This window comes from Paenibacillus sp. FSL R5-0744, from assembly GCF_037972555.1.
Taxonomy (GTDB): domain Bacteria; phylum Bacillota; class Bacilli; order Paenibacillales; family Paenibacillaceae; genus Paenibacillus_AQ.
Window position 1 is genome coordinate 504702 of record NZ_CP150228.1, and the last position, 13979, is coordinate 518680.

The 13979-nt window shown below is 44.7% G+C and carries 9 protein-coding genes; all 9 read left to right on the top strand.

Annotated features, from left to right (window positions below; all coding sequences use genetic code 11):
* Positions 1 to 235: 235 nt before the first annotated feature.
* Positions 236 to 1573, top strand: coding sequence for a glycoside hydrolase family 30 protein (locus MKY19_RS02295; protein WP_339799993.1), 1338 nt, complete (start codon positions 236 to 238; stop codon positions 1571 to 1573).
* Positions 1574 to 1601: 28 nt separating this feature from the next.
* Complete coding sequence (locus MKY19_RS02300) at positions 1602 to 4829, top strand: cellobiose phosphorylase (protein ID WP_339799995.1); 3228 nt, start codon at positions 1602 to 1604, stop codon at positions 4827 to 4829.
* A 219-nt stretch (positions 4830 to 5048) separates the two neighbouring features.
* A complete protein-coding gene (locus MKY19_RS02305; protein WP_081389681.1) occupies positions 5049 to 6038 on the top strand; it encodes an ABC transporter permease subunit in 990 nt (329 codons plus the stop codon).
* 18 nt (positions 6039 to 6056) lie between these two features.
* Positions 6057 to 6947, top strand: a complete 891-nt coding sequence (locus MKY19_RS02310) for a carbohydrate ABC transporter permease (protein ID WP_339244503.1) — start codon at positions 6057 to 6059, stop codon at positions 6945 to 6947.
* Between the two features lie 91 nt (positions 6948 to 7038).
* Positions 7039 to 8715: an extracellular solute-binding protein gene (locus MKY19_RS02315; RefSeq protein WP_339244505.1), complete on the top strand. Its 1677-nt coding sequence runs from the start codon at positions 7039 to 7041 to the stop codon at positions 8713 to 8715.
* 74 nt (positions 8716 to 8789) lie between these two features.
* Positions 8790 to 10748, top strand: a complete 1959-nt coding sequence (locus tag MKY19_RS02320) for a histidine kinase (RefSeq protein ID WP_339799998.1) — start codon at positions 8790 to 8792, stop codon at positions 10746 to 10748.
* The gene (locus tag MKY19_RS02325) at positions 10745 to 12307 is read left to right on the top strand and encodes a response regulator (RefSeq protein WP_339800000.1); all 1563 of its coding nucleotides are present in this window, start codon (positions 10745 to 10747) and stop codon (positions 12305 to 12307) included. The genes MKY19_RS02320 and MKY19_RS02325 overlap by 4 nt, the downstream gene beginning before the upstream one ends.
* Positions 12308 to 12455: 148 nt before the next feature.
* The gene (locus MKY19_RS02330; protein ID WP_042184458.1) at positions 12456 to 13259 is read left to right on the top strand and encodes an AAC(3) family N-acetyltransferase; all 804 of its coding nucleotides are present in this window, start codon (positions 12456 to 12458) and stop codon (positions 13257 to 13259) included.
* 38 nt (positions 13260 to 13297) lie between these two features.
* Complete coding sequence (locus tag MKY19_RS02335; RefSeq protein ID WP_149646192.1) at positions 13298 to 13936, top strand: histidine phosphatase family protein; 639 nt, start codon at positions 13298 to 13300, stop codon at positions 13934 to 13936.
* Positions 13937 to 13979: the final 43 nt, after the last annotated feature.

Here is a 13979-nt window from a genome sequence, read left to right on the forward strand (position 1 = left end):
ATGAGATGAGATAGTGGTATTTGGCACATCTTATGTAGTGAGATGGAGCTATAATAGACCTATTGTTATAAATGCTCTTTCAATTGATTTGGAAGATCATTTTTTTTCGAAACAATCGAAACCGGTTTCGATTGTTTCGATTTGATGGCTCATTGCTCCGAATCTATAACATCGGAAGATGATCCAGTAAAGACTAGTGCTTTGGTAAGAAAACAATTCAAAGGAGCTGGATGAAATGGCAAAAGTTCAAACTGTGGTAACTGCAAAAGATACAGGGGAACGCTTAACTCCAAAAGATGCAATTGTTTTTAGCGCAAGAGTAGGATCTGGGTCTGCCGATGTGGAGATTAAGCCAGAGCAGGAGTTTCAAAAGATGATTGGATTTGGCGGCGCTTTCACTGAAGCTGCTGCTTATACGTTGTCACGCCTGAGCTCCAAGAAACGAGCAGAGGTTATTCATCGGTACTTCCATCCAGTAGAGGGATTAGGCTATAGCATGGGGCGTGTTCATATTCACAGCTGTGATTTTGCCCTCGGCAATTATACTTATGTTGCTGATCATGACACAGAGCTAGCTACTTTTGATATCTCACATGACCATAAGTGGGTACTTCCGCTGATAAAAGACGCCATGGAAGTAAGAGGCGGTGCATTCACGATGCTGGCTTCTCCTTGGAGCCCTCCGGCATGGATGAAAACAAATGGAGAAATGAATAACGGTGGATCACTGAAGCCGGAATACGCAGAAGTTTGGGCACGCTACTATACGAAATTCATTGAAGCTTATGGAAAAGAGGGAGTACCGATTTGGGCAGTTTCCGTGCAAAATGAGCCGGCTGCCGTTCAGGTCTGGGATTCATGTATTTATAGTGCGGAAGAGGAACGGGATTTTGTTAAAAATCATCTTGGACCGATGATGCATCAGACCGGCCATTCAGATGTGAACATTGTAATCTGGGATCATAACCGCGATATTATGGTCGAGCGTGCTTCGGCAGTATTATCTGATCCTGAGGCTGCGAAGTATGTGTGGGGTACAGGTATTCACTGGTACGGAGGCGAGGAGTTCGACAAAGTAGAAAAGGTACATGATTTATTTCCTGACAAGCATCTGTTGTTCACAGAGGGCTGCCAAGAGGGCGGCGTTAAGCTGGGGGAATGGTTTACTGGCGAACGTTACGGCAGAAACATGATTGGAGATCTCAATGCGTGGACAGAAGGATACCTGGATTGGAACCTGGTACTGGATGAGACTGGAGGTCCTAACCATGTAGGCAATCTCTGCGATGCGCCGATTATTGCAGATACGACAACAGATGAAGTGCATTATAACAGCTCCTATTATTACATTGGGCATTTCAGTAAATTCATTGCGCCAGGTGCGGTACGGATCGGATTTACATCTGAAGCGGAAGGTATCTTAACCACAGCATTCCGTAATCCTGACGGTAGTATTGCTGTCGTACTGATGAATGAAAGTGAAGAAGTGCACAGTGTAACGCTAGGTCTAGGCGAAGAGGTTGCAAGCTGCGAGCTATCGCCTCATTCCATCGTAACGCATTTGATTTCATAAATAATCTACAACCTAGGAGGACATAAATATGAGCAATTATTATTTCGAATCAGGTACATTTGTAATGGAGCAATTTGATGAAGGAAAGCCTTTTTCCAGTTTCTTACCGGGTCTTGCCGGACTGAAGGGAATTCCGATGTGGACTTTTTATGTGAACCGGGGTCAGGCCATTTGCAGCTTCGGGGTACGCGATAAGAATTCGCCGATCATGGAATTCTCTCCTGCAAATATCTCTTATAAGAACGTAGGGACGACCGGTTTCAGAACCTTTATCAAAATTAAAGGCGAACAAGAGATTTATGAACCGTTTCAATCTGCACGTCCAGATCCTGCTGCAAAGCGCCTCATGACCATTTTGCCTAATGGGCTTACTATTGAAGAAAGCCATGCCGCACATGGTCTGAAGACGACCGTACACTATTTTAATTTGCCTAATGACGATTATGCAGCATTGGTACGTCGGGTAGAGATTGAGAACATCGGCGGTAAAGAGATCGAGCTAGAGCTGATGGACGGTTTGCCTGAAATATTGCCTTACGGCGTAGAGAACAGTGGATACAAGGAAATAGGGAATCTGCTGCGCAGCTGGATGGACGTATACAACTTAGAGAATGGTATTCCTTTCTACAAGCTGCGTTCCAGCACCAATGATGATGCACAGGTTAGCGAAATTACCAATGGCCATTTCTACCTGTCGTTCACTGGAGAAGGAGAAAAAGTCTCGCCAATCGTCGATTTCGAGCTAGTCTTTGGTGGCAATACCTCGCTTACGTATCCAGACCGCTTTGCGGGATTAACCCTTGCCGAACTGGGCGAGCTTCCGCAATACCCGGTCAACAAGGTTCCGTGCGGTTTTAGCGGAGTGGCAAGACGTTTAGCGCCAGGTAGCAATCTGATCCTGAACACTCTGGTTGGACATGTAAATGACATCGACAAAATCAATAAGAAGGCGGAGCAGTTATGCCGCGATGAATATATCCTGTCTAAATCTCAAGAGGCCGCAGGTCTGACGGAGGAATTAACGGAAGACATTGCTACTCACACTTCATCGGCTGTGTTTGATGCGTATTGCCGTCAATCCTATCTCGATAACTTCCTGCGTGGAGGCTATCCTTTTGTCTTTGACAATGGTGGTGATGGCTTTGTAGTTCACTTATACTCGCGTAAGCACGGTGACTTGGAGCGTGACTACAATTTCTTCTCACTCGCCCCAGAATATTATTCACAGGGGAACGGAAACTTCCGTGATATGAATCAGAATCGTCGGAATGATGTGTTTTTTAATCCGAAGGTGGGTAGCTTTAACATCAAAATGTTCTATAGCTTGATTCAGGCGGATGGTTACAATCCACTGAGCGTGCAAGGAACAACCTTTGAAGTGAAACCGGATAGTAAGGCACAAGCTGCGGAGTGGATTGGAAAAGCTGCGGCAGATCATCAAGCTGAGCTTGTAAAGCTGTGTAGCACTCGGTTCACACCAGGTAGCTTAGTGAACTATATTGCGGATCATAACGTTGCCTTGAAGGTAAGCGAACAACAATTTTTGTCGGGATTACTTGCCCTGTCACAGCAAAACATTGAGGCAGCTTTTGGCGAAGGCTTCTGGTCGGATCACTGGACATATAATATGGATCTGGTAGTAGGTTACTTGGATATCTTCCCTGACAAAAAGCAGGAGCTTCTATTTGGGGATAACACCTATGCGTTCTATGACAGCCCAGCGTATGTGCTGCCACGCAGTGAGAAATATGTAATCAGTGACGGAAAGGCCCGGCAATATGGTGCACTCCTTGAGGATGAGGAGAAGCTGCACAAGCTGAAATGGAAAGCTGGAGATACCCATTGGCTGCGTACTGAAGGCGGTCTCGGCGCCATTTACCACACCAATCTGTTCGTGAAGATGTTGTCTCTTGCCTTGAATAAATTTGCTACGCTTGATCCTTATGGTATGGGTGTAGAAATGGAAGGCAATAAGCCGGGCTGGAACGATGCTATGAATGGACTGCCTGGATTGTTCGGCTCCGGAATGAGTGAGACTTTTGAGCTGAAACGTACTGTAGTCTTTTTGTTAGATGCTCTGAACAGCAAAGAGAACGTCCAAGGAGCTGTAGACCTGCCAGAAGAAATTGCCCAGTTGCTTGAAGAGGTATATCATGCGGTCACGGCGGTTCTGTCGGGAGACTTGGAACAATTTAATTATTGGGATACTGTAGCTTCGGCGCGTGAGGCTTATAGAGCACGTATCCGTTTCGGTATTACTGGAACTGAGTCTGAAGTAACCTTAGAATACATTCGTGAGGCCCTCTCCAAGTTCTTGGTCAAAATCGACGAGGGAATCAACAAGGCAGTAGAACTTGGTAACGGACTTACCCCAACCTATTTCCGCTTTGAGGCGAAGAAATTCCAGCAGGTAACAGATGCTGAAGGTCAACCAGTACTTAGCGGATACGGCCTGCCAAAAGCTGTGGTAGAGGAGTTTGAGGTCTATGCATTGCCATACTTCCTTGAGGGGCCTACTCGCCTGTTGAAGACGCTGAAAGATCCGGTGCGAGCCAAAGAAATCTATAATCTGATTAAGCAAACAGAGCTATATGATCCGACTACGTCTATGTATCAAACTTCGGTTAGTCTAGAGGGTGAGTCTCATGAGATCGGACGAATGAGAGCCTTTACGCCAGGCTGGCTAGAGCGGGAGTCCAACTTCCTGCATATGTCCTACAAATATTTGCTTGAGCTGTTGAAGGGCGGGCTTTATGAGGAGTTCTACGGAGAACTGAAGACCTCGCTAGTTCCGTTCCTAGATCCGGCTGTCTATGGACGCAGCACGCTTGAAAATTCATCCTTTATTGCGACTGGAGGCAATCCTGATCCTAATAATCACGGTAGAGGGTTCGTAGCAAGACTAAGTGGATCGACTGCTGAATTCCTGAGTATGTGGAGAACGATGATGGCCGGAAGCCATGTTTTCAGAGTAGAAGATGGACAGCTTACGTTATCTTTGGATCCGGTTCTACCAGGCTGGCTATTTGATGAACAAGGCAATCTCTCTTTCACATTTCTAGGTGGCACGGAAGTAACTTATTCGAACCCACAATGTGAGAATACGTTTGGGGAGAAGAAGGTTGTTATTCAGAGCATGACGCTCGTCTATCACGATGGAACAGTGACCGAAATTTCAGGAGCACTCGTTCGTGGCGATGAGGCAGAGGCTCTGCGGCGTGGAGAGATCAAGCAAATTCGAGCAATAATGGCATAGAAAATAAGGGAGGGCCTAGGCCCTCCTTTTATTTTTTTCTCCAAATATAAGAAAGTCCTTAAAGGACACCGAAGGCGTTTTAGCTTGAACCCGAAAAATGGAACCTATAACCCGAAATTCAAAGCCTTACGGAGACAGGCAAAAGCAAATACAATAAATACATAGATATTGTAAGCGCTTCAGAAAAAGAAAAAGATACATAGCCTGGAGGTCCAAAGGATGGAGAACAAAAAAAGCGTGGAAGTAAGCCCAGCGATGAATCCGTTAATTCCTGGCAATTTCGAAACCGGTAAAGTAAATAGAAACTCGCTGTGGAGGAGATTTGTAGCCCAGCGTCATTTACAGACCATGGCCCTACTAGGCGTAGCCTGGATGATCATCTTTAACTACATTCCAATGTATGGAGTTATTATTGCCTTCAAAGAGTTCAACATCGTCAAATCAATTTCCGAAGCTCCATGGGTAGGACTAGCTCATTTCAAAGAATTCCTACAAGATGAAAGCTTGGTTGACGTTATTAGGAATACGTTAGGCATTAGCTTGATCAAGCTCTTCATCGGTTTTCCGCTGCCGATTATATTTGCACTATTCCTAAACGAGGTCCGTTCGGTGAGATTCAAAAAGTGGATTCAGACGATTTCGTATTTGCCTCACTTTCTCTCATGGGTTGTACTCGGCGGGATTCTAGCGACCTGGCTTGCGGATATAGGGATTATCAATAACATCTTGTTAGCGCTAAATATCATTGATCAGCCGATTACCTATCTGGCCGAACCTAGCTATTTCTGGACGATTGTTATTTCATCTGATATTTGGAAGGAACTTGGATGGTCAGCGATTATATATCTAGCAGCAATCTCTGGTGTATCTCCTGAAATGTATGAGGCTGCTACGATTGATGGTGCTGGAAGATTCCAGAAAATGTGGTTCGTTACGCTGCCGGCCATCAAATCGACGATCAGTATTCTCTTCATTCTTGCAGTCAGTGGTGTACTAAGCTCCAACTTCGATCAGATCTTGGTGCTACGTAACTCGTTGAATGATAGTGCAAGTAATGTAATCGATTATTATGTGTACTACACAGGGATTCTCTCAGGCCGCTTCTCATATTCGGCTGCAGTTGGACTCTTAAAATCGATTATTGCTCTAATCTTGCTGCTGATAGCTAACCAAGTGTCTAAAAAAATCAACGATACATCATTGTTCTAGGATAAGGAGGACCTACACATGTTTGCTCTCAAGCGCAAAACGAAGGGCGAGGCCCTATTCGATATCATCAACAACATCATCATGCTGTGTATTTGCTTCATAACGCTTTATCCGATCTGGTACGTACTCGTTAATGCCTTTAATGAAGGTACGGATGCTATGCGAGGTGGTATATACTGGTGGCCGCGGGTGTTCAGTCTAGGAAACTTCAAGGCGGTGTTCGACAGCCCTGGTATTATGCAGGCGATGTGGATCACCGTTGCCAAAACAGCAATCGGCACAGTCCTGCATGTATTTTTCACAGCAATGGTAGCCTATGCCTTTTCTCGTAAGGGCTTGATCGGTGGAAAGTTTTACATGTTTATGGGTACAGTTACGCTCTTCTTCGCTGGAGGGTTGATCCCGAGCTTCTTGCTTATCAAAGATCTTCAGTTACTAGATAATTTCTTAGTGTATATCATTCCTGCGATGTTTAGCTTCTTCGATCTTATTATCTTCATGACCTTCTTCCGAGAGATTCCTGAAGGATTGGAGGAAGCGGCCCGGATTGATGGGGCTAATGATTGGTCCATCTTCCTACGAATTGTGCTTCCAGTGTCTATGCCTGTTATTGCGACCATTGCGCTGTTCCACGGCGTGTTCCAATGGAATGATTATTTTACAGGTATGATCTATATCAATAATACAGAGCTACAGCCGATTCAGACGTACCTGTTCCGCGTTGTAGCACAATCTAGCTCGACTCAAATGATGGTTGCTGCACAAGGTAGCGGCATGACAAGAAGCGTAACGTCACAGTCTATTAAGCTGGCGACGATGGTGGTCACCACACTTCCTATCGTGTTCGTATATCCTTTCTTACAACGCTACTTTGTTAAAGGCATGATGATCGGCTCGATTAAGGGCTGATCCTTAGTAAAGGTAACTCCTCCAGCAGCTCATCTCTATGAGCTCTGGGGTTGAGCTTATAATTAACAATCATAGAAAAGGGGTAAAGAATATGGGTATGAAACGCAAACCGAGAACAGCGATGGCTCTACTTCTGGCAGCGGTTATGGCCTTGTCAGCCGCAGGCTGTTCCAGTGGAAATAACGCTAAAGGAAATTCGGATGGCACTAAAGAAACGAACACGGGGGCGACAGATGCACCTGCTGCTACATTGTCTGCTGATGAACCAGGTTGGAAGATTGACACTTCACCGATTACGTTTGACTGGTACCTGAACTTCTCTTGGTTCCCTAACAAATGGGGCGTGGACCCAACTTCTCAATATGTAACTAAGAAGACCGGCGTTGATATTAATTTCATCGTTCCGGCTGGTAACGAGAATGAGAAACTGAACACACTCATTGCTTCTGGTAAATTGCCTGATTTTATCACATTGGGCTTCTATGAAGATGCAATTAAGAAAATAATCGAAGGTGATCTTGCGCTACCTCTGAACAAGCTTGCTGATGAATATGATCCTTATTTCTACAAAGTTTCTGATAAAGATAAGCTGAATTGGTACACTCAGGAAGATGGCAATGTGTATGGCTATCCTAACTCTTCTTCCTCTCCTGCTGACTATGAGAAATATGGAGAGAACTACGTATCCAACCAAGTATTCGCGGTCCGTAAGGATATGTATGAAGCGATTGGCAGTCCTGATATGCGCACACCAGAAGGTTTCTTGAATGCGCTTAAGTTAGCGAAAGAGAAATTCCCTGACGTAAATGGACAGCCGCTAATCCCGCTTGGTCTGCATGAATTTGGTGTAAACGGCAATGATTCTCTGGAAGGTTATCTTCAGAACTTCCTGGCAATTCCTAGAGAAAAAGATGGTCAGGTATATGCCCGTGAGACTGATCCTGAATATATCCGCTGGATGAAGACACTTCGCCAAGCGAATCAGGATGGACTGCTTGCTAAAGATATCTTTATTGATAAACGTCCACAAATGGAAGAGAAGATCGCTCAAGGTCGTTATTTCGCGATGCTCTACCAACGTACAGACTTTGCAGCGCAACTGGGTACGATCTACCAACAAGATCCTAGCAAAACTTATATTGCTATTGATGGTCCTTCGAATACGAACTTGGATCAACCGACCCTAGATGGACCTGCGATCGCAGGCTGGACAGTAACGCTGATCTCCAAAGATGTAAAGGATAAAGCTCGCGCTATCCGCTTCCTAAGCTACTTGAACAGTGAAGAAGGTAATAAAGACTTGTTCCTCGGTGAAAAGGGTGTCAGCTACGAAACGATTGATGGCAAAGACCAATTTAAGCCTGAAGTGTTTGATCTAATGAATAAGGATCGTTCGGCGTTTGATAAGCAATACGGATCTTCGTTCACCTACTGGATGATGCAGAACACGAATATCACGGATCAATGGGCACCTAAATCAGTAGAACCTTTTAAACAATTGGAAGATTGGACGAGAGGAAAAGCGACTAGTACTTCAACGTTCCAACAGATTGATCCTACAGGCAACTCCCCTGAAGGCATCATTGCTACAAAGCTGAAAGAACTGCGCGGGAAGACGATTCCTAAGCTGCTTATGGCTTCTTCGGATGCTGAGTTCGATAAAATATGGAGTGAGTATTTAGCGAAACAAAAGGATATAGGTGTAGATAAATTCCAAGCCTATCAACAGAAAAAGTATGAAGAGAACAAAGTGAAGCTCGCCCAATAAAATATAACCCAGAAGCCCGCTGATTGCGGGTTTTTGGGTTATTTTGAAACAATAATAAGGTATAGTTGTTAAGTATGTTAAGTATTCACGATATTAGCGAGGTGAACGTTGAAGAAGTGAAGAGGGAGAATATGCGTGAGCGCAGCAAAGAAATTTGGAATTCCTTCTTATATTGGTGGGGACGAAGGTCGCTGCAGAGTCGTTTGATTGCTGCCTATGTTTTTATTATTATAGGTCCGTGCTTGCTGGTGTCCGTCTATTTTTATGAGTCTATCAATAGTACCTATTTCCGAGATGCTGTTGAGAAAAATGAGTATTTGCTGCAAATGGAAAAATTGCATATCCACAATCAAATTGAAGCGATGGAGCGGGCAGCACAGATGGCGTATTCTGACTCGGATGTTAAAGACTTTCTTGCGAATGAGACTGAGCCGATGCTTGAAGATTTGGTTGATTTTAATACAAATGTTTATGTGAATATGACACGTATTCAATTTAATAATCCGAATATCGAGCATTTACGGCTGTATTCCAAAAGTAAAACGATGCATGAAATTTGGCCGATTTTATTTCGCGAAGAACGAGTCTCTTCCGAGCCCTGGTACCAGAAAGCACTGCAGTTGGAGGAACAGGAGTACTGGTCTTTTCAAAGGAGTGATCCGGATCTGATGCAGAGATACTTGGGTGCACCGACTGAGAGTTTGCCGAAGGTTTCTTTACTACGTGAGATGAGTCGTCCTGCTGGCAACCATATTGGGATGGTTCAAGTAGATATGATGTTGAACCGCTTTACACCAAAGACATATACCGATGTACGGGATAACCAGACACAAATGTTCCTTGTAGATGGTGAGCTGCAGCTATTTACTCGTCCTGATCAGTCTTTTCTACAGGATAACGAGGAGATGGCTAGTGTTATTACTGAACGATACAAGACCTTCAAGGCTACAGGTGAATGGGATAGTAGTTATACAGCCAACGGTAAATCTTATTTACTTATTAACACACCGCTGGAACGTATTGATGCTTATCTGTTAAATGTGGTCTCAACGGAGGGTGTTTTGAAGGATATCTCCCGTACACGCAACTTTATTATTGGAGCTAACATTGGATTTATTATTTTACTCACGTTGATCGCTTATGTGATGAATACCTTTATTCTAAAAAATCTGCGCAGATTGACCGAAACTATGAAAAGCGTGCGCAGAGGTGAAGCATATAGTGGCATTACGATTCGGGGTGGAGGAGAAGTCGGTGAGCTTGCCCATCATTTCTCTAAGCTAATGAATACAATTAATAAGTTGGTGGCTCAGGCTGTGAGTAAGCAGGCATTGTCCAAAGAGGCTGAGCTGCGCACGTTGCATAATCAAATAGATGCACATTTTTTATATAACACACTTGAAAATATTAAAATGCTTGCTGAAATTGAAAATCAACGAACGATATCAGACGCACTAACTTCGCTCGGTGGAATGATGCGTTATAATTTCAAATGGTCTGGGGAGTATGTGAAGCTTCGTGATGAAGTCCGCCATATTGAGAATTACATTGAAGTAATGAATATTCGTTTTGAGTACCCGGTTAAGCTTGTACTTCATATTGAACCTCGATATTTGGAGCTGGAGGTGCTGAAAATGTCACTGCAGCCTATTGTAGAGAACAGTGTTAAGCATGCTTGGAACGGTGAAAAAGAGAATTTAGAGAACCCGAACATTCATATTCATATTTCGGAAACGGAAGGTGATATTTCCATAGAGCTTCGTGATAATGGTATCGGTCTTACCCCAGAACGTCTAGTTGCTTTAAACGAGGCGATATATGCCAAGGATGAATGTTGTGATAGTGATAGCTCCTGTGAACAGCGGGAAGTAAGCCAGAGAGCAGGGGGCATAGGACTGCGAAATGTACACCAGCGTCTGCAAATCTTTTATGGCGAAGAATACGGGCTTGTAGTACAGAGCGAGGCAGGGAGTTGGACGATGGTACGTCTAAGCTTGCCGAAAGTTCTTTTGACGGGAGAAAAACAACCATGAAGAAATTACTGATCGTTGATGATGAGAAAAATATTCGTGTAGGTCTGAAGATCATGATTGAAAGGGAATTTCCGTCCGCATATTCGATCATAATGGCGAGCAATGGTGCAGAGGCGCTCGAGGTCTTTAAGACAGATGGTGCAGATATTATTATTACGGATATTCGTATGCCGGTAATGGATGGAATTACGCTTTTGGAGCAGCTATCTGTGGAGGTAAGAGGCGAGAAAAAACCAGCAGTGGTGATCCTAAGTGGGTACGATGATTTCGAATATGCTAAATGTGCCATACGTTATCGTGTGAAGGATTATCTACTTAAGCCGATTCGCCGAGATGAGCTGTTCGAAATCTTGCTGCATATCCATAAGGAACAGGAAGAACAGGAGTTCAGCGTCAAGAAAATAGAGCGGGAAGCAGAACAGTTTCGCAAAGAGCTACGCTCCAGCCGTTTACGGGGACTGCTGCAGCAGCAGGAGGTTCAGTTGGAGCCCGAGCAGCAAGAGGAGCTAAATGGTTTGGAGGTTCCTTTTACAGTTGGCGTGCTGAATTACTATTTTAATGATGGGACTCGGATGAAGGCGACAGAAGTTCAAGGGCTGGTCGGACGTTTGATGGGGCCAATCGAAAAGTGTTTTTCAGAAATTATAACGGACTGGGACGGTAAGTTAGTATTAATCGGGACTAGTAGACAGAGCTTTATGGAACTATCCCGTCAAGCTGAAGCTAGAGAAATAACTAGTTTATCGATCGGAATCAGCCGTGAGGGAAAAGGTCTCGAAGAACTTCGTTCCTGTTACAAGGAAGCTTGTCGGGCACTACAATATACTTTTTTGTTTCCGCAAGAAGGATTTTTGGATTACGAGGATGTCAGTCAAGAGCGTCGTAACTTTCCTTTGCCGAAGGAGGCGCTTCGTAAACTGCTCAATATGCTTGGGACAGAACGTGAGAAGGAAATAAAATGCCTGCTGGCTGTTATTTTTCAAACAGAGCATTTGAAGGAACTGGACTTGTCTTATCTCGAGAGTGTCGGGCAGAGTATCAATGAGCAGGTGCTGGATGAAGTATTTCGGCTGTATGGGGAAGCCTCGGTTGAGGTGTTAAAGCTATATCGTACGGTTGGTAATATGTATAACTATCGCCATTTCCATGATTATTATCGTGCGCTTGAGAATTTGCTCCTGAGTGTGAGTGATTACATTGTAGGGGTGCGCTCTGCTCATACGGAACATGCTGATATGGAGGAAGCGTTGAACTATATTGAAACGAACTATGCTCGTCCACTAAATATGGCTATGGTTAGTAACCATGTTTCTTTGAATTATTCTTATTTTAGCGAAGCCTTCAAAGCATATACTGGTGAGAATTTTGTCATTTATTTAAAAAAGGTACGCATCCGTCATGCTAAAGAACTGCTAGCGAAAGACTGTGGCAAGCTTGCTGAGGTTTCGGAGAAAGTAGGTTTTGAGAACAGTAAGCAATTTGCCCGTGTATTCAAAGAGTTGGAAGGGATCTCTCCAGGGGATTATAGAGCCAAAATGCTGTCTGAAGATCTGTCGTAAAAGGCAGGATAAGTAGCTTTAGTATAAATATCATTGCTGAACTGTACCTTGATGGGCGTTAAGGGTGTCGTTAGAAGTGATCCTCCTATATAATGGCAGTGAGAAGCTTTGCTAGGATTAGCAGCAAGAGAGTTTGGAGGAATGAAGGGTGGAAGAAATTCAAGGCAATTTGATTACAGTTCAGACGCTGGCAGAGGATTTTCGGAGACTGGGTGTACAGGCGGGGATGACGATTATACTGCATTCGTCCTTCAAATCGCTAGGCCAATGGGTGGCAGGTGGCCCGGTTGCCGTTATTTTGGCGCTTGAGGAGGTCCTTGGAGAGTCAGGTACACTTGTGATGCCCACGCATTCTAGTGATCTGACGGACCCTGCTGGCTGGAGTAACCCACCGGTGCCCGAATCTTGGTGGCAGAGTATCCGTGAGCAGATGCCGGCTTATGATCCAGACCTGACCCCACTGAGAGGAATGGGGGTTATTCCGGATTGCTTCCGTAGACAAAAAGAGGTAAAGCGCAGCGATCACCCCATTCATTCATTTGCGGCTTGGGGCAAGCATAGGGATGAGATTATATATGGTCACTCCCTTGAATACGGTTTGGGGGATGACTCTCCATTAGCTCGTATTTATGATCTGGGGGGAAGTGTGCTGCTGCTAGGCGTTGGAAATCTGAATAATACTTCATTACATCTTGCTGAATGCCGGGCCTTCTATGAAGGAAAGAAGGAAGCCATTGGCGGAGCACCTATACTAGTGGATGGTCATAGACAGTGGGTGGAATTCAAGGAGCTAGATTGGAACTCTGACGATTTCGTTGATCTTGCTGAGCAATTCGGGCAAGAGACAGGGCTCATTACAAATGGTCATATCGCCTCAGCTGCAGCTCAATTGATTCCACAGCGTGAAATTGTAGACTATGCGGTGAACTGGATGGAGCAAAACAGGAAGTAGACTATCTCTGAATTTGGGATTAGGAGGAGAAGCAACGGATGAGTACTACAACGATATATCTAACGCGTCATGGACAGACAGAATGGAATGTGCAGAATCGTATGCAAGGTCATATGGATTCTGCGCTGACGACGCTTGGCGTACAACAGGCGGAATGGTTGAGTCGGGGAATGCAGGCTACAAATCTGGATGTCATTTATGCAAGCTCTAGCCCAAGGGCGCTGCGTACAGCTGAAATTATACGCGGAGAGCGGGATGTTCCGCTGAAGATTTCCGATGCATTTAAAGAAATTGGCATGGGCGTATGGGAAGGTAGAGATTCTGCTGAACTGGCAGCCCAGTATTCAGACCAGCATCGTTATTTCTGGAAGGAACCCGACCGGTTTAAAGTGGAGGGCAGCGAGACCTTCGCAGAGGTGCAGACAAGAGCACTGGAGAAGCTTCAGGAAATTCTCACTGCCCATCAGGGTGAGACGATTCTTATCGTAACGCATACGGTAGTGATCAAGCTCTTGATGGCTTATTTTGAGGGCAGAGAGTTGCCTAAGCTATGGGATCTGCCTTACATATATCCAACCTGCTTATCCAGGATTGATTTTACGGATGGCGTGCCGGAGATCCTGCTGCACGGGGATACAAGTCATTATGAAGAGAATGAGGCTGGGATGGAATCCTAGAGGTTATATGAAAAAGAGGCGGTTCCTCGAGTGCATTATGCAC

Coding starts and splice junctions, on each gene's coding strand:
- MKY19_RS02305 (WP_081389681.1), top strand. CDS start 5,049: ATGGAGAACAAAAAAAGCGTGGAAGTAAGCCCAGCGATGAATCCGTTA.
- MKY19_RS02335 (WP_149646192.1), top strand. CDS start 13,298: ATGAGTACTACAACGATATATCTAACGCGTCATGGACAGACAGAATGG.
- MKY19_RS02310 (WP_339244503.1), top strand. CDS start 6,057: ATGTTTGCTCTCAAGCGCAAAACGAAGGGCGAGGCCCTATTCGATATC.
- MKY19_RS02295 (WP_339799993.1), top strand. CDS start 236: ATGGCAAAAGTTCAAACTGTGGTAACTGCAAAAGATACAGGGGAACGC.
- MKY19_RS02300 (WP_339799995.1), top strand. CDS start 1,602: ATGAGCAATTATTATTTCGAATCAGGTACATTTGTAATGGAGCAATTT.
- MKY19_RS02315 (WP_339244505.1), top strand. CDS start 7,039: ATGGGTATGAAACGCAAACCGAGAACAGCGATGGCTCTACTTCTGGCA.
- MKY19_RS02325 (WP_339800000.1), top strand. CDS start 10,745: ATGAAGAAATTACTGATCGTTGATGATGAGAAAAATATTCGTGTAGGT.
- MKY19_RS02320 (WP_339799998.1), top strand. CDS start 8,790: ATGTTAAGTATTCACGATATTAGCGAGGTGAACGTTGAAGAAGTGAAG.